Annotated in this window: 8 protein-coding genes and 2 pseudogenes; 4 read left to right on the top strand and 6 right to left on the bottom strand. The window is 62.4% G+C overall.

Going from position 1 to position 17,696, the window contains the following annotated elements:
- Positions 1–37: 37 nt before the first annotated feature.
- Positions 38–1,132: a restriction endonuclease gene (locus CKO27_RS16160; RefSeq protein WP_200375944.1), complete on the bottom strand. Its 1,095-nt coding sequence runs from the start codon at positions 1,130–1,132 to the stop codon at positions 38–40.
- A gap of 758 nt (positions 1,133–1,890) precedes the next feature.
- On the opposite strand from CKO27_RS16160, the pseudogene CKO27_RS25320 reads away from it, so the two are divergent.
- The 3 genes and pseudogenes from CKO27_RS25320 to CKO27_RS16170 form a co-directional block, all read left to right on the top strand.
- Positions 1,891–2,175, top strand: a pseudogene (locus CKO27_RS25320) (methyl-accepting chemotaxis protein); the annotation flags it as partial.
- Between the two features lie 63 nt (positions 2,176–2,238).
- A complete protein-coding gene (locus CKO27_RS25325) occupies positions 2,239–2,592 on the top strand; it encodes a CZB domain-containing protein (protein WP_242470954.1) in 354 nt (117 codons plus the stop codon).
- 212 nt (positions 2,593–2,804) lie between these two features.
- On the top strand, positions 2,805–5,528 hold the full coding sequence (locus tag CKO27_RS16170; protein WP_200375953.1) for a cation-transporting P-type ATPase: 2,724 nt from the start codon (positions 2,805–2,807) through the stop codon (positions 5,526–5,528).
- Between the two features lie 278 nt (positions 5,529–5,806).
- Here the strand turns inward: CKO27_RS16170 and CKO27_RS16175 are convergent, their stop codons facing one another.
- The 5 genes from CKO27_RS16175 to CKO27_RS16195 form a co-directional block, all read right to left on the bottom strand.
- Complete coding sequence (locus tag CKO27_RS16175; RefSeq protein ID WP_200375946.1) at positions 5,807–6,745, bottom strand: class I SAM-dependent methyltransferase; 939 nt, start codon at positions 6,743–6,745, stop codon at positions 5,807–5,809.
- Between the two features lie 116 nt (positions 6,746–6,861).
- Positions 6,862–11,865 carry an AMP-binding protein gene (locus tag CKO27_RS16180; protein WP_200375947.1) on the bottom strand — a complete coding sequence of 1,668 codons (5,004 nt, stop codon included), beginning with the start codon at positions 11,863–11,865 and terminating at the stop codon, positions 6,862–6,864.
- 132 nt (positions 11,866–11,997) lie between these two features.
- The gene (locus CKO27_RS16185; RefSeq protein WP_200375948.1) at positions 11,998–13,365 is read right to left on the bottom strand and encodes a GumC family protein; all 1,368 of its coding nucleotides are present in this window, start codon (positions 13,363–13,365) and stop codon (positions 11,998–12,000) included.
- Complete coding sequence (locus CKO27_RS16190; protein WP_200375949.1) at positions 13,362–14,345, bottom strand: sulfotransferase; 984 nt, start codon at positions 14,343–14,345, stop codon at positions 13,362–13,364. The genes CKO27_RS16185 and CKO27_RS16190 overlap by 4 nt, the downstream gene beginning before the upstream one ends.
- Positions 14,346–14,473: 128 nt before the next feature.
- Positions 14,474–16,084, bottom strand: coding sequence for a DUF4832 domain-containing protein (locus CKO27_RS16195; RefSeq protein ID WP_200375950.1), 1,611 nt, complete (start codon positions 16,082–16,084; stop codon positions 14,474–14,476).
- 614 nt (positions 16,085–16,698) lie between these two features.
- Between CKO27_RS16195 and CKO27_RS16200 the strand changes: the two are divergent.
- A pseudogene (locus tag CKO27_RS16200) lies at positions 16,699–17,696 on the top strand (hypothetical protein); the annotation flags it as partial.

The following is a 17,696-nucleotide window of genomic DNA, read 5'->3' on the forward strand; positions in this document are numbered from 1 at the left end:
GTGACCAAGGTGGGGGTGAGGTATGCATTGTGAGGGGTCAATTAACGGCTGTCAGTGAAAACCCCTCACGATGCCAGCGCGTCAGACGTTCACCGTCCACCAGCAGGAGGCGGTCAGTTTTGGCCGCGCTCTCCATCGCGCGCGCCGTAAACGCACTGGTGGTCACGAACACGCCTAAATCCGCTGCGTTTTCCTCAACCACGCCCTTGAATTGCTGAATCGCTGGGCGTCCGACCGGGTGATCGAGCGCGTAGCGCTTGCATTGGATCAGCAAAACGCGCTGGCCATCCTTGGCGACGCCATCAATGCCGCCATCGCTACCAGCGGGCGTGGCCCACGCGGTCATGCCCGCTTCGGCAAAAAAGGCCATGACATGACGCTCAAAATCGAGCGAGGATAAGCTCAACAGTTTTGCGAGAATGTCCGCTTGTGCTTGTGGTATCGACTGCCTGCAGGGGACCGTGATGTCTTGAGCGACGGCTTCGCGGGTGGCTTGCTTCAAGCGGAACAGCGCGCCATCGGTCGCCAGAATCGCCAGGATGCCTTGCATGAACAATGCGGACTCGTCGTCGGTGTGCAGCAGCGCGGCGATGATGCTGGTGATTCCTGACGCGCCCAGAAAAAACACCAGAAGCGCTGGCAGTCCGATGGCACCGCCAAAGGCGGCAATGCCAACGCCGGTTCCGCCCAGAAAAGGGATGGCGGCGACCGTGGCGGGCAGTGATAAGCGCAACGCCAGCGGTAGTCGTTGGTAGCCGTTCCAAACCGCGCCGCTGGCTGTTTTCAGGATAGAGAGCGTCGCGCCCGTGGGCTGGCTGTCGTTCAGTTTGTCCAATTTTTCGGTAATAGAGAGCTGCTCGCTCGCCAGAATATTCCGCGCGGAGAGCAACCAGGCGATGACAGATGCCTGACTTTGCTCGTCCTTGCCGGTGGCGGCGAATGTATTGGCGATGTCGTCAGCCGCCGCTGCGGATTGATCACCGTTATGCTTCAGCCAGTTCAAAAGCGCTTGACGTTCTGACGCGGACAAATGGTCTAAGTTTTTCGGCACAAAATCGGTGTGGTCAACTGGCTTGACCGGGCTGTCCGTCATGAGCCAGTCGAGAATGTCTTGCGGTTGCTTTGACGCCATGTGTGCCTCCTGTGATAAATCTGTTATTGCCTCGCGTCGAAAACTATACCAGGCCGGACGGGGCATTCGCCCCGTCCGTAACGTTTGATGACCAGCCAGGGGTTCGGCGGTGGCCGATCCGTTCGGAAAATGTTCAGGACGGGGTGTATACGCCGTACCGCCCTAGATCCTCGGCGATCACGCATCCCCATGCTTATCGCATGTAAGCATATTAGTGAACCTTGATGCGATTAGACCGCTCGATGACCGACTTGAATTAGGTAGAATCCCGTGACGAGCCTCGGCGAAACGCGCGCGACCTTAGGCGAGACTCTTTCGACAGGGGCCATGATCAGACAATCCTCGGAGGCACGATGTTCGTTACCAAATCAAGACATGAACACCACGTCCGCGCCTTGATGGAGAAAAACAGGGGTTTGGTGGCTGAAAACGCCCTACTGCGCGAGGAGCTTGAGCAATTGCGCGAGGAGATCGCGTTATGGCGTACTAATGAGCAACGCGAGCAGCAGCTCAACGTGCTCATGACCTTTCAGGATGAACAGCTCAAGACCGGACTCGTGGACATTCAAGGTAACCTTGCCGTCTCCATCGGCGAGGCCAAGCAGACGTTGTCAACCATTGACAACCTCGCCGGCGATTTCAATGCCGTCGCCACTGAAATCGTTCAGATCACGCATTTTCTCGATTCATTGGCGAATACCGCCCAAGAGTCCAATCAAGTCGTCAGCCAACTATCCGCCCATGCGGCCAAGATCAATGCGGTTCTGACGCTGATCCGCTCCATCGCCGAGCAAACGAATCTCCTGGCCCTGAACGCGGCGATCGAGGCGGCCCGCGCGGGCGAAGCCGGTCGGGGTTTCGCGGTCGTGGCGAGCGAGATCCGTTCACTAGCGGATAAGACACAGTCCGCGATCCTGGAAACGCGCGATGTCATTCATAACATGCTAACCAATATCACCAGTGTGCAGGAAACCTCGCTGACGCTCATGGGTGGCGTTCAGGAGATCAATGGCAATGTCGTCGGATTCGAGAAAAACCTGAACACGCTTCAGACTCACGTCAACTCGTCATTCCATGAGGTTCGGACCATGTCGGACAGTGTCTTCATGAGTCTGGCCAAACTGGACCATGTGATATGGAAGGTCAACACCTACCTGTCCATCAGCAAGCATGAACCGGCCTTTCAGTTCGTCGATCACCATAATTGCCGGCTTGGAAAATGGTATGAAGAAGGTGATGGAAAGCTGTTTTTCGCCCACACGCGATCCTATCGCGATCTGGACGCGCCACACGCCAAGGTGCACGATTGCACCCATCAGGTCTTCGATCTTATCGGACAATCGCCACTTGACTACCGGGCGCTGCTGGACACCCTGGACGTGATGGAACGCAATAGCCGCCAGGTCTTTGAATCGCTCGACCGGATCCGTTCCGATCTGGGATCATCCAAGGCCCCATGAAGAGGGCCGAGCCTGTTTCGTTCATTGGAAATCGCAACGCCAGAATCCAGGATGGTCCATGAACAGGATTGCAATCCGGGTGATTGGATGAATGACCGAGACCGAGGATTCGACAATACTTGTCGGTGATCGCCCGGACCAGAGGCCCGAGGCGAGGATTCAGGCCAAGGCAAGCCGGGAGTACAAGCAAGTCGGAGGTCTTCGTGGAATCCATGCACTGGCACCGTTTGACCCCAGCGGAAACGTTCGAGCGGCTTGACGCCCACGAGAAAGGTCTCGCGTCCGACGAAGTCCACCGACGCCTGGCGCGCCATGGACCCAACCGGCTTCCCGAGGCGAAGCCGCGCGGCGCCTTGAGGCGTTTCCTGGCCCAGTTCCACAACGTCCTGATCTACGTTCTGCTCGCGGCGGGAGTGATGACCGCGTTCCTGCGCCATTGGGTGGACACCGGTGTCATCCTGGGCGTGGTCCTGATCAACGCGGTGATCGGCTTCGTGCAGGAGGGCAAGGCGGAAGACGCCCTGCGGGCGATTCGCCGGATGCTCTCGCCGCGCGCCATGGTCTGGCGCGATGGCCACCTGATCACCCTGGATGCCGCCGAGCTGGTGCCGGGCGATCTGGTGCAACTGCAATCGGGGGACAGGATCCCGGCCGACCTTCGGCTCATCCGGGTCAAGGGCTTGCGGATCGATGAGGCGGCCCTGACCGGCGAGTCGGTTCCGGTGGACAAGGGCGTCGATCCCCTCCCCGTCGGCACGGTGCTGGCCGACCGGCGTTGCCTGGCCTATTGCGGAACCCTGGTGACCCAAGGCCAGGGCCTGGGCCTGGTGGTCGCGACCGGCGCCCGCACCGAGATTGGACGCATCAGCGCCCTGGTGGCCGGCGTACAGCGATTGACCACGCCGCTGCTGCGCCAGATGGACCAGTTCAACCGCTGGCTCACCGCCGCCATCCTGCTGGTCGCGCTCGCCACCTTCGCCTTCGGCGTGCTGGTGCGCGACTACAGCGCCGCCGATATGTTCCTGGCCACCGTCGGTCTGGCGGTCGCGGCCATCCCCGAGGGACTACCCGCGATCATGACCATCACGCTGGCCATCGGCGTGCGGCGCATGGCCGGGCGCAACGCCATCATCCGCCGCCTGCCGGCGGTCGAGACCCTGGGCACGGTGGCGGTGATCTGCTCCGACAAGACCGGCACCCTCACCCGCAACCTGATGACGGTCAATCGCATCCTGACCGCCGAGCGGACCTTTACCCTGAGCGGAAGCGGTCATGATCCGCATGGCGCCATCCTGCTCGATGGCGAGGTTCGCTCGCCCCAGGACGATCCCGCGCTGTCGGAGACCTTGCGCGCCGCGCTCCTGTGCAACGACGCCGCCCTGGAACAGGTCGATGGAGGCTGGCGCATCCACGGCGATCCGATGGAGGGCGCGCTGCTGGTGGCGGGCGTCAAGGGCGGTCTGGATCCGGAGCGGCTTGGGCGGGAGTTTCCGCGCACCGATCTCATCCCCTTCGAGTCCGGGCACAAGTTCATGGCGACCCTGCATCGGAGTCACGCCGGCGAATCCTTCATCTTCGTCAAGGGGGCGCTGGAGTCAGTGCTGGGACTGTGCGCGGCCCAGCGCGCGGATAGCGGTGCCGTCGCGCTTGACCGCGACTTCTGGCTTGAGCGCATGGAGGCACTGGCGGCGGACGGTCAGCGGGTGCTGGCGGTCGCGTCCAAGCCGGGAAGAACGCACGCCTCGGAGCTGGATTTCGAGGATCTGGGCGAGGATCTGGTCATGCTCGGCCTGCTCGGACTCATGGATCCGCCCCGCGAGGAGGCCATCGCGGCGGTGCGCGCCTGCACCCTGGCCGGCATCCGGGTCAAGATGATCACCGGCGATCATGCCACCACGGCCAGGGCGATCGCACGGGCGGTCGGACTCGCCAATCCCGATCGTGTGCTGACGGGACCGGGCATCAAGGCCCTGGACGATGCCTCGCTGCGGGCGTGCGTGGCCGAGGTCGATGTCTATGCCAGGGTCACGCCCGAGCACAAGCTGCGACTCGTCGAGCGCTTGCAGGAGAACGGCCAGGTCGTCGCGATGACGGGTGACGGGGTCAACGACGCGCCCGCGCTCAAGCGCGCGGATGTCGGCGTGGCCATGGGCGTGAACGGCACCGAGGCCGCCAAGGAGGCCGCCGAGATGGTGCTGGCGGACGATAATTTCGCCTCCATCGCCAATGCGGTCGAGGAAGGCCGGACGGTCCACGACAACCTGAGAAAGGCCATTCTCTTCATCCTGCCGACCAACGGCGGCGAGGCGCTGGTGGTGCTCGGCAGCATCCTGTTCGGCTTCCAGCCGTTTCCGCTGACACCGGTCCAGGTGCTCTGGGTCAACATGATCACGGCGATCACCCTCGCCCTGGCGCTGGCCTTCGAGCCACCGGAGCCGGGCGTGATGAGGCGTCCGCCGCGCAAGGCCCGCGATCCCATCCTGACGCCACTGTTTCTCTGGCGCATCGCCTATGTCTCGCTGATCCTGACGGCGGGAACCTTCGGCCTTTTCCTCTGGGAAATGGCGCATGGCGCGAGTATCGAGCAGGGCCGCACGGTCGCCGTGAACACCCTGGTCCTGTTCGAGATCTTCTACCTGTTCAACTCCCGTTATATCGACGCTCCCGTGCTGAACCGGGCCGGTCTGTTCGGCAATCCTTATGTGCTGATCGCCATCGGGCTGCTGATCCTATTCCAACTCGGCTTCACCTATCTGGGATGGATGCAGACCCTATTCGGCACCGTCGCCATCGATCTGGACGACTGGCCGCGCATCGTCCTGGTCGCCTCCTCGGTCCTGTTTCTGGTGGAATTGGAAAAGCTGGTGGTCCGACGTCTGAACCGAGCCGGTTCAAGCCGGGTTGGCGATCCCGAACCGGCGAATCTTATTGAATAGATCCTCGCTCCCTGAGTCGCGAGGCGCCGATGGGGGCGACCAAAAGTGAGGCGTACCGGCTATCATTTGATCGGGGCGGGGTGAACGGGAGTGAACCCCAACGTCCCCGCCGCCGGCTGAAGGTTGGTTGTATCTTGAGCCTCGGAGCGTACAGGATGGGCATCGCTCTCGCTCTGCCCATCCTACATTCGGTGGACGCTGGACGGGGGCGGTTGGAGGCGGTATCAACGTGATTTCCCGACCGTCGACATCCGTCCCGGCCAGGATTCCAGTCCGTCCTAGGCTTCCTTGAGCGGACGAAAATAGATCGCGGCTGGCTTCATGAAATGGTAATAGATCGGCCGCAGGATGGACTTGACGAAAATCTTGGCGTTCATCGCCGGAATGATCGAGTATTGATACCAGAATGGGACCGCGATGGCTTCCAGCCCCAGCGTTTTACCGAACGCCCGCAGACTGGAATAGCTGAACGTATTCACATGCTGTCCGGGAGTGACCGGAACCAGATAATTCCGATGCCCACGCGGAGCGGAAAAGTCCATATGCTTTAGGCGCTTTTCAATACCTCGTCCGTTAGGCACGGAAATCCGAATGATCCCGTCTTGCTTCAAGAGTGAAACCAGTCCCTGAAGCTGCTCTCTAGGGTTACCCAGATGCTCGAAAACCTGCTCGGTATTGATGAAATCGAACTTTCTTCCATTCAGATCCTCCAGGCGACTCGTTTCAATACCGTCCTTCGCCGCCGACTCAAGGACTTCGACCGAGATATCGGAGCCCGTGACCTGAAAACCCATGGATTTGGCAACCATGCAGAATCGCCCTTGCCCCATGCCGAAATCCAGTATTGAAATATGCCGCGACGGACGCCCCATGAGCTTGGCAAGCACGAATAATTCCTGCGTCAGCTTGGCATGCTGCTCGGCCTGATCCTTGGCGGCCACGGCATGAATAATGGGAGAATTCGGAAGCCATTCATTGTAGAAAGCCATCATGCCCGCGTCATTGAGTATCGCCCGCTGAAAGATCAGCTCGCAACGAGGACACTTCATGAGCGTATAGTCTTCGTTCGAGAACTCCCGAGCGATCACATCCTCGGGCAGCGTGGTTTTAATGTAATCAACGGCCGGCTTCTCGGTGAAGCGGCCATTGAATACCACGAGGTTATCATGATTGCCGCAACTCGGGCAGGCGTCTCGTCGGGTAAAGAAATCATTCATGGCTTATTTCTCCAAAAGGCCCAGTATCCAGGGGCGGTTTAAATTCATCCCATGACGCCTATCCTCACGAGGACTTTTGGAGAAAACCGGGATATCGCCCAAGCAAGTCTTCCGCGTCATGACGCTGCCAACCCTCTTCGAGTTTTTCTTTCACTCCGATGCAAACCATGCAATATTTCCGCATGACGACCGATCTGTTCCGCGACTGTTCGAGCATGCGGATGCTTCATGATTTCGTAGTGATTGCAAGGAATCGGGTGAATCCGAGCACTCCCTCCGGCCAGCGCAAGCCATTTCAGGTCATCGCCCCTCTCGTTCCCGCCTTCATTTTCGCCCACGCACTTCCAGTACACCAGGCTGCCCGAGTAGGATCGAGGCTCGTAATTGTCATATAACCGCCGAGCCCTCAGCGAAATCGGAAGATCGCTTTTATTGCTCGCGAACAGGGTCTTCATGTGCCTAAGCCGCTGAGCGATCCAACGCCCAGGCTTGATGGGAGCGTCCATCCTGGCTGGATTGGATAGAATCGCGAGCCCTTTGGTCATCTTTCCGAACAGTGAACTCCCGCCCGTCGTCGGATAATAGGTGTCGATCAATCCGACCAAGGGCGCCCCCTGACCAAGCGCGGACAATTGCCGCGCCATCTCATAGGCCACCAAGCCAGCGGCGGAGTGTCCGATCAATAAATAAGGCCCCCGCGGTTGAAGACCGAGCACTTCAGCGACATAGTGCGCCGCCAGATCCTCGAGCCTCGCGGGCAAGTCGGGTATCGACTCCTCCCCCCTCGCGCCCACTCCATAATTGAGTCCGTAGAGAGGTTGATCCTGGTCGAGGTAGCGAGCCAGATCCCAGCTACTCGACTGGACCACGAAGATCGGTGGCCTGGATCCCTCGGGCTTGATCGGAACCAGGGAGAACCAGTCCGAAGGCCTTGAAATCGCGGTGATCCTTCCCGCGAGCGCCTCGATCGTGGTGGCGTGAAAGACGGTGCTGACGGGCAGCGACAGGCCGAATTCCGTTTCGATCTCGGCGACCAGCCGAACCGCCGACAGGGAGTCTCCACCAAGGTCGAAGAAGCTGTCCTGGATGCCGATATCCCGCGTCTCCAGCAGGCGCGACCAGATGGCGAGCAGCTTCTCCTCGGTCGGACTGGAGGGTTTGCGCTTGATCCCGGCCTCGGGATCGAGGATGGCGGCCAACCGGGCTCTGTCGACGCCATCGGCCGGCCATGACGGCAGTGTTTCGCGAACCTCCAGACGGCAATCGAACTGGGTTCCGAAGCGATCGCGGAGAATCCGGGTCTGGGGTAGCGAGGCGCTCGACACCCCATCGCCCAGCTCAAGATAGGCGATCACCGAGGGTCGCGGATCATCCGCGTCCGTGAGCAAACGCCGGACCGGCCGCTTCGAGTCGTCCAATCCAACGATGGCCTCGGACTGGCCCGTATTCAGCAGCGCGAGCAGCGAGCGCAGACCCTCGTCCAAGGCCAGCGGCCGAAACCCCTTGGCCGCCGCGATGGAGCCGACATTGGCCTCCCGGCTCATGCCGAGACCATCCCAGGGACTCCAGGCATAGCTGTGAACGCGAAGCCCGAAACGATTGCTCCGGTGGCAATCGGCCTCCAGATAGGCGTTCGCCGCCGAATAGCCGCCGGTCGAGGATCCGCCAAAGCTGGCATTGACCGATGAGAAGGCGACCAGGAAGGTCGCGGGACGATCGCTCAAGAGCCCCGTCAATACCCGCGTTCCCAGAATCTTGGCGCGTGCCGCCGCCAGGAAGGACTCGGGGCTCTCTTGCGCGACCGAGCGCTCATGGGCCATCCCGGCCAGATGGAAAATCCCGTCGAGCGCCCGGCCCCAGCCGGCTTCCGCCCGCGCCACGCCGTCTCGCACCGCCGCCTCGTCGGCGATATCCGCGAACACCAGGGCGCAGTCGATACCTTCGTCGCGCAAGGCCAGGTAGCGCGTCCGAGGCGCTTGATCGGGGCTCGATAGCCGATCCGCTGGATCGGTTTCCAGGTCGAAGGCGTCCCGCTGGACGATCAACAGCCGTGCCTGACAGATCCGCCCGAGCCAGCGGCAGAGCTCGAAGCCCAAGCCGCCCAGCCCACCGGAAATCAGATAGAAACCACCGCTCTTGAGCACGACCGGTGCCTGACGCTCCGCGACCAGATCCAATCGGCGCAGCCTGGCCACTCGCCGCTCGCCATGCCGATAGGCCACGAGGGGATCCTTGGAGAGGGCGTTCAGTTCCGCGAGCAAGAGATCGCTGTTGAGCCGCTGGTCGTCGACCCAGGGCAGATCGATGTGACGCGCGTCGATCAACGCCTGCTCCAGCCGCAGCGACTGAATGAAGCCCGTCATCATGGCCTTCGCTGGCGAGCCCTGGTCGTTGACCTCCAAGGCCTGACAGTCGTTGCCGACCAGGATCAGCCGCCATGGCCCGACCGCCGCGCCGGTCTCGAGCACCGCCTGAACGGTATACAGGAAGGCGGCGACCCGCTCGGTCAGCCGGTCGGACAGCTCGTCCGGACTCTCGGTCGGCGCTTGGTCAAGGCGATAATCCAGAAGATCGAGGATCTCGCCGACGACGACGCCAGCCTCCCGGAGTTGGCGCATCAGGGCGAGAAAGGACGCCTTCGACCAGGAGTCGAGCCGGTAAGCTCCGGCATAGGTCGGAACGGGCGCGACGCCGGTCCGGATCTCGACACAGGTCTGTCCCAACGCCCTCAGTCGATGGGCGAGTGCCCGACCAAGTCCGGCCTCATCCATCAGAATCAGGGTGGCTCCGGGCATCGGGTAGCGCCCTTCCCCGCTGGCTCGCTTGGCCACCCAGATCCTGCGATAGAACCAGGACGGCAGGGTGTTGGCATTGCCGAGGCGTTGGTCGATGCGTTTCAAGCGCGCGTCGAATTCACCGGACGCAAGCCCGCGCGCGAGCTGGGTGCGCTGAATCTTGCCGATCCCGGTCTTGGGGATCAGCGGCTTTTCGAGCGGCACCAGATAGGTCGGCGTGATTCCGAAGCGCGTGGCGATCCGGGTGCGAATCGAGCGGATCAGCTCACCCTCGTCGACCGAGCCATCGGGGACGAAGAAGAGCGCGAGCCGCTCATCGTCGTCACCGGCGCGGCGCGCGCCACAGGCCGCGGTGAACGAAGGCTCCAGTCCCTCGATCCCCTCGGCGGCGGATTCGATCTCGTGGCAGGCGTAATTGGCGCCATTGACGATGATGGTTTCCTTTTCGCGCCCGGTCAGCACCAGACGCCCCTCCGACAGAAAGCCGAGATCGCCGGTATCGAGCCAGCCATCGCGCAGGGCGCTCGCGGTCGCCTCGGGATTGCCGAGGTAGCCCTGGAAGACCATGTCGCCCCGGACCTGGACCCGCCCCACGCAATCCACGGGCAGGGGTCGATCCTCGCTGTCGAGAATGCGCAGCGTCACGCCCGGAATGGGCGGCCCCAGATCGGCGAAGGCGGCCGCGTCGGATTGCCCCTCCTCCGCCGCCTCGACCCGATCGCCCAGCGATGGCTGACGGATGCGGTGAAAACGCAGCGGCTGGTCCTTGGTGGGAACCTGGTAGGTGATCCCGGAGGCCAGCTCGGCCATGCCGAAGGCCGGCCAGATGGTCGTGGACCTGAGACCATAGCGAGACGCGGCACGCGCGAAATTAAGCACCGATCGGTCCGAAACCGCCTCGCCGGCGGTCAAGAGGCCCTGCACGCAGGAGAGATCCAGGCTGGACGGTGGCGACTGGCTCAGTTGTTTGTTCACTAGGGCGAAGGCGAAGCTCGGAGCCCAACTGTGGGTGACCCGGAAGCGATCGATCAGGGTCAGCCAATTCATCGGATCACGCAGCACATACTCCTTGTCGACGTAGATCAACTCGCATCCCAGCAAGACGCAGCGGATGTGCCAGTCTGAGAGACTGCCGATGTGGTCGAGCGGGAGCCAGTTGAGGATGAGATCGCGACTGGAATAGGGACAGAGTCGATTGGTGCCCTGGGCGCGCGTGAGCAGATTGCGGTGACTCAGCATGATGCCTTTGGGCACGCCGGTACTGCCGGAGCTGAGGTTGAGCAGCGCGATATCCTCCGGCCGCGACTGGTGCCGCACGGGGCGCGCGCCCGAGGCGCGCAGATCGCCGATCGCCTGGACGCGGATCCCTCGCGGGAAAGACCCGTCGTCGAGGCACGCCAGCGCGGTCACGACGGACCCGTCCCCAATGATCGTAGGATCCCCGAGCAGCCGAATCAGGCCGAGCAGTCTGTCCAGCGCCTGACTGGGGCGCTCGTAGCTCATCGGAACCTCGACGATCACCGGGGTCAGTCCGCCCATTTGGCAGGCCCAGAACGCCGACAGGATGTCCTGGCTCTCGACCAGTTGCAGAATCACCCGATCACCCGGCCTCAGGCCAAGCTCCGAGAGTCCCGCCTGGATGCGCTCGGCCTGGTGCCACAAATCAAGATAGGTCCATTCCACGAGCGCCCCATCCGCCGCGATGAACCGCAGGCGCCCGTCGCCGCGACGCTCGACGGTCTCGCGCAGCACCTCAACGAGTGTCATGTCCCGCAGGCGCCGGTCGGCCTCGACCGCGGGCACGCTGACGATCGCCGGCGGTCCGGTCCGGGCGGATCGAACCGCCGCGTCGGCGGCCGGCGTCTCCTTTGGGTCGCCGTCGGGACGGCGACCGTCCGCGGCTGGATGCAGGTCGGTCAGGTGATATCCCGGCACCTCCTCGGGGGGAGGCTCGGCGGCGATCATAAGCACCTGCTTCACGCCAAGCCGCTGTCGCAACAGCCGTTCACGGCTCGCGAGCCAGGGCTCGTCGAGCACCGGGATGGACTCCAAGGCCCGCTCGTCGAGCGAACCATCCGGGCGAAACGGAAGCCTGACCAGGGGCACCAGACGCATCGTCGGCCCGCCCTCGCCGACGACCTCGCGCAGACGGGCCAGCAGATCCGCTTGGTTGACCGGGCCGCTCGGCTCCCAGTAGAGGATCAGCTCATCGTCACCATCCTCCGACCGTCTCGCCAGGCAGGTGCAATCGGCGATATTTGGATCCTTCAGCACGGCGGACTGGATCTCCCAGTATCTTGCCACCGAGCCGGTTTCTGGCTTCATTGTCCGAACGTCCATCTCCTTAAACCTCGACATCAACCTCGCCTGGAATGGAAAACAATCGACCCGAGTAAGGGCGATCGTCGATTCGGGACGATCGCGCCTCATGCACCCCAGCCGATCCAATACCCGCGACTAGGCCCTGGGCAACTCGCCGAGGAACGGCCCCGCCCCCATGTCGAGAATGTCGTAGCGGGTGCGAACCCTTCTATCCAGGAGTTCCCAGGCGAGGATGAGTCCGATCGCCAGCACGAATCCGCCCATGAACGCGGCGGCCAGGCTCATCATCAGGCTGGAGTTAGCGGGCAGGAAAGGCGGCTCGGCCGGATCCAGCACCGAGACATTGCCTTGATTCAGGCGCCCGTGGGTGGCGTATTCGCTATGCATGCGCAGCGACCTGTCATAGCTCTCGCGCGCGCTTTGCATTTCACGCAGCAAGGGCTGCAGGCCGTCGCGACTGGTCTTGAGCCCAAGCACCTTTTCTTTCTGCTCGGCCTCGCTGCGCCGCGCACCCTCGGCCAACCCGCGCACCTCGCGCAGCTCGCGCCGGAGCGCGCCGAGCAGGCTCGTCTTCTCGGCCTCCAGACTGGCGCGCGTCGTCGCCAGATCCGCCTCCAGCCGCTGCATCTCGGGATGACGCTTGCCGAGCGTGGTCGCGCGCTCGGCGAGCACCGCCTCCTTGCGCGCGATCTCGATCTGCAACCGCTCGATGAGTTCGTTGCCCCGCATGTCCGGCAAGGTATCCGGCATCTTGCCCCGCGATTCCATCCGTTCCAGCGAGGCCAGTCGGCTCTCCGCTTCGCGCGCCTTGGCTTCGGCGACCAATCGCTGCTCTCCCAACACCCTCAGTTGCGAGGTTTCGAGGTCGAGTTGCTCGTCTGTGGCCAGGATTCCCGCGCGCTGTTGATAGCTGCTGAGCTTGCGCTCCGCGTCCTCCAACTCGGCGCGAAGCTGTCCGATCAGCGGCTCGACCGCACGCGCGGATTCGATGGCCGGGGTATGTCCGAGTTCTTGATTGATCTCCCGATAGGCGTCCACGAAGGCATTGGCGATGTTCGCGGCACGCTTCGGATCCGTGTCGCTGTACCAGAGACTCACCAGTCGACTGTCCTTGCCGATCGTCACGACCAGGTTGTCGAGCAACAGGGGCACGGCCCAGGACTCGAAGCTTTGCCCTGGCAGCCCCTCCGCCTCGAATCCCTCGACCCAATCCGGGTCGTTCGCCAGACGCAGCTTGACGAGCGCATCGTTGGCCACGCGCTGACTCTTGATGATCTGCAACTGGGTGGCGACGTAGCTTTCCTGGAGTCCGACGGGCAGCAGTTCACCCGCCAATTCGCCTTCCAGGGGCGTTCGGTAGTCGATCAGCAGCTTGGCCTGCGCGGCGTAGACGATGGGCTGCCGCTCCAGGAGCGCGAAGGCGATGCCGGCGGAAAGGAGCGGCAGGAGCAGGATGACCCACAGCCGAGCCCTAAGGATTTTCAACAGGCTTCGAATATTCATTGCGATCCCCCAATCTCTGAAACCAGAAGTGATCCCGACCGTTCCGAGCCAGAGCCAGGCGCTCGCAAGCTGGCGCGCGGCGCGATCCGATCGTCATGTCCACCCATGAGGGTGGCGCCGGCCTCCGCCCGAGTCCCGGTCCGCCAGGTCGGCAGGGGGCGCTCAAGCAATTCCTCGACCAGACGGATCTCCCCTTCCAGACGCTCGCGCAAATGCTGTCTGGTCGCTTCCGACACCCGAGGGATGGCCAGCGTGGAGGCTCGGCGGTTGAGCCGACGGTAGAGGGGTTGCAAACCGGCGCGTTGAGCGGCCCGCCAGACGGCATCCATCCCCAGGGAGCGCGCCGTGCCGCGCAGCCCAAGGCGAACCGACTCGAGTCCGCGCGAGCGGTGCAGATGGCTCTCGTTGGAGCGCGCATGCAGCGCCGCCGACAGATGCCCAGGATCCAGATCGAGAAAACTGTATACCTGTTGCGCCACTGAAACGGGATTGGCCTCGATGTCTTCCTGGAGCACCACCAAGATCCGCGAGGCTGGGAAATGACTTCTCCATCGGAGCAGGTGGGTGCCGTAGCGGCTTTGCTCGAAATACATCGGATTGTTGTCCAGACCGGCCTCGAATCCGAGATCGGGACCGGAGAAGTTGCCGAGCCGCACCTCGTGCCGATGATTGGAGATCGCGCGTTCCACGGGATCCCTCAACGACAGGAGGATCTTGACCGAGGGGTTGTACGCCCGGAGACGCGCGGGCACGTCCTGGGTCACGAAGTAGGAGGGCGAGATCTCTCCCGCCAGAACCCCCTGACGGAGTTCCGGAAACTGCCGCTCATACCACTGGTGGCCGCGCCCGTAGTGGTAGGAGAAAAAATCGATTTCCTTGCGCTGACCGAGCACGACGCCCGGATGGTCAAGCAAGATGTCATGGAGCCAGGTGGAGGCGCATTTCTGCGCTCCGATCCCGATGAAAAAATTCTGAGTCATGGCCGCTCCGCTGTTCGGTCAATCCGTCGCTTCGGATGACTCGCGCCGACTCCTCGGCCGGCACGGTCACGAGGGTCTCCTAAGCACGGAGGATGCCATGCGACCTTGAAGCCGCTCGCGGCGAGCGGTCAATCGGTCTTGCCGGATCGGAAGCGCTCGGAGCCCGCGTCCGCGACGGCGCCGGCGATGACCTGGACGGAACCCAGCGCGCACCAGTAAGACTCGTCGATGAGGGCACAGTCCTCCGGGTCATGCGCCAGCTTCAGAGGCCGCACCTGCGTAAAGCGTGGGTCTTGAACCACGCCGATGGAGATGTCGTAGGTGCCGGCCCGCCCAAGCCTGGCATCCGAGGTCGTGAAGCTCAGGGGCGCGGCCTCCGGAAGCACCGAGGTGATGTCCCCGACCAAGGGAACGAGGATGTCCCCGCCGTCCGTGCGTGGATGAAAACGCAGCCAGACACGATACCAACGCCGATACACCGGCGCCGTTCCGGTGTTCTGGAGATCGATACGGATATCCAGGGGCAGACCCGCGTCGACAGTGTCGGGAATCGAGCCGCCCGCGACCGCGAGCCGATAGCCTCCGATTGCCCGCCATTCGTCGATGGCCGCTCCATAGGTGGCCGCGTCATCGGGATAGGCGTGATATTTCGTATTCCAGGCGCTGACATGCCAGGCCGCCAAGCGCTGGTTCAGCGCCTGGTATTGCGTGCGACCATTGGACCAGGGATCGCGATTGACCGGCGACTCGGGGGCCAGGGCGGTCCCGTTCAGCTCGCCATGCACGGGGCCCTGCCTCCAGCAATCACGGGTAAATGGGTAAGCCGAGAAGACCGCGTCGATCAGATATTTGGTCGAATCGAGACCATCGGTACGCCAGCCGACGACCTTGTCGCGCCGACGCGCCTCTTGGCAGAGATAGACCCATTGGCTTTCCAGCGGCGCCTCGAGCGCCGTTTTGCCATTTCTCACATTGGCCAGGATCGGCAAATGCGTGAAGGCGAGATAGGCATCCGCGATCCTGATCTTGTTGACGTACGAGGGCCTCGGCCAGGGGATGTCGGTTCCCGCCAGATAGACGCCATCGACGTGATTCTCGGTCCATGAGCCGAGTCCGCCCCGGACGTCGACATAGGCGATCCTCCCCGCCCAGTCCGGCGTGTCGTAGCGTTCCCCGAGCGCCTCGATCAGCTCGATCTGCTGGCGGATGTATTCCTCGTCATTGTGATTGAAGGTCCAGATCCGCGCGCACTGCTCGCCCGCCTGACAGCCGAGCCGGTAGTCCGTGAGGTAATGGGTGCATCCGCCCGGAGTGCCCGTTCCATCCCCCGCCCCCGAGCAGCGTGGCCCGCGCCGTTCGGCGGCCTCGATATACCATTGGGGAATCGCCTGAGTGTATTGGCTCCTTCCGCCAAGCTTGGGCACATGACCCATGATGGCGATCGCCGCCTGCTTACCATCCTCCGCCGATTGAATGATCGCCTTGTCGAGCGGGGCGAAATTCCACTGATTATCGCCGTCCTTCTCGATCAATGACCATTGCAAGCGAATATAGCGAATCGTCGCGATCGCCTCGACGTCTTTATTGACATTGAGCACGCCGGACGGAGTGAGAAGACGCGCGGCCTGTTCAATCCCGATTCCTGGATTGCTCAGCGGCCTTTCGGGCGCAAGAAGCCTGGGGGCGATGGAACGATGACCTGGGCGGATTTCCGCCAGGTCCGTTGGATCGGCCGCCACGCCAGACGTACCCAAGGCGCCGGTCGCGATCGAGCCCGGCGCGATCAGGAGGATGAAACAGGCGGCCCAGGCGCGCCATATTCCAAAAACACTAACCGAGGATCCCGCGAAGACCTGGCGCCCTGGATCCGCACGCCCCGCATGGCCCAAAAAAAATAACTTAAAATCATGTTTTTTAAATAAAAAAAATAATGATTTTAGCATTTCGTCATTCTCTTTCGAGCATTAAAAGTAAAACAAGATCAGAGTAACTCTATGTGACCCTGCTCATTGTCTGGCGTGACGTGTGCGAACGGTCCAAATCCCTATCCTGAACGGGAATCGGCGTCGCCATTTTTAGCTTAATGACCATGATTGGACATAAGGATTTAATTTCTGGTCATTACCGCCTTCAGTCGTGACCCAACTCACAGTTCACACCCCCGCCACGCTCATCGGTCGACTTAACCTCGACTGCATCACAAAAACCCCCGCCCCCCGTCGATAGCATTGCCACATCCGGAAAGTCCATCCGGGCACAGGCTCACCGCGAGACACCGAGGATCATTCGCGGGAGCGACTAGACAACTCTTTTTCGTTTCATTCACTCACTCCTCCGTGAGGGAGTCAAGGCAATGCTACAGAATTCATTCCGGCCAATCCCCGTTCAACAGCGCCAGGACCGATTCGCCACCAGTCAATCGACCGTCCTGCGAGAGGCCATCCGCCGCGAAATGCCGTCCTGGAAATACGCCGGGGCCATCATGATCGCTGGCAGCCTCTTGTATGGCCAAGCGCAGGCCGCGCCGGATGTTTGCGGCGCGCCGCCGCTCAATCTCGATTCCGAAGCCGCGGTTCTGCTTTGGAAAGACTGCGCGACCGATACCTGGAGCGTCGTGGCCTCGGCCGGTGGCAACAGTAGCGTGCTGACCTTCGAAGGCCGCGTCAGCGCCGATCAGCCCGTCAGCCTGGTCACGGGCGTCGCGCTAGAATCCAATGATGTCCTGAACGCCAGCGATCCTCGCGACATCGCCTACAAGCTTAATGTCACTCAAACCTGGTACGACGGTTTCGACTTCCGGCACCCGAGCACGGCGAACGCCTGCTTCGACGTCACCACCCCTGGCGCGAAGGTGCTGGTCGGTCCCGGCCGCGTCCCCGTGACTTCTCCGGTGAACCTCAAGACGCTCGGCCCCTGCGGGGAGACGGAGACGACTTGCGGGACGCTCGATTACAAGGCGGCCACCGACGGCGGCACCTTCCTCTGGCGCGATTGCGACACCGGACTCTGGCACCTGCGCATCGCGGGCGGCGGCAAATCGAGCTACACCAGTAATGATGGAAACCTCACGTCGGATAAGGCTCTAGCGTCCGTCACGGGATTCTCGATGGAAGCCAACGACGTCCTGGATACCAGCCAATCGGGGCGGATCAACTACAAGCTGACCGTTGGCGGAACCTACGAGGACGGCATCGACTTCGCCCTGGCCGATGACGCGAGCGCCTGTCTCGACACCGGCAACGGCGACGCCCAGGTTCTGGTCGGCCCCGAGCGTATCGCGGTGTCATCCCCGTTCGATATCCGCACCCTGGGCGCCTGTGGCACGACCCCGGTCGAGCCGCCGCCACCCCC

Origin of the sequence: Thiocystis violacea, assembly GCF_016583575.1 — a bacterium.
Lineage (GTDB): Bacteria > Pseudomonadota > Gammaproteobacteria > Chromatiales > Chromatiaceae > Thiocystis > Thiocystis violacea.

Coding starts and splice junctions, on each gene's coding strand:
- CKO27_RS16160 (WP_200375944.1), bottom strand. CDS start 1,132: ATGGCGTCAAAGCAACCGCAAGACATTCTCGACTGGCTCATGACGGAC.
- CKO27_RS25325 (WP_242470954.1), top strand. CDS start 2,239: ATGAGTCTGGCCAAACTGGACCATGTGATATGGAAGGTCAACACCTAC.
- CKO27_RS16170 (WP_200375953.1), top strand. CDS start 2,805: ATGCACTGGCACCGTTTGACCCCAGCGGAAACGTTCGAGCGGCTTGAC.
- CKO27_RS16175 (WP_200375946.1), bottom strand. CDS start 6,745: ATGAATGATTTCTTTACCCGACGAGACGCCTGCCCGAGTTGCGGCAAT.
- CKO27_RS16180 (WP_200375947.1), bottom strand. CDS start 11,865: ATGAAGCCAGAAACCGGCTCGGTGGCAAGATACTGGGAGATCCAGTCC.
- CKO27_RS16185 (WP_200375948.1), bottom strand. CDS start 13,365: ATGAATATTCGAAGCCTGTTGAAAATCCTTAGGGCTCGGCTGTGGGTC.
- CKO27_RS16190 (WP_200375949.1), bottom strand. CDS start 14,345: ATGACTCAGAATTTTTTCATCGGGATCGGAGCGCAGAAATGCGCCTCC.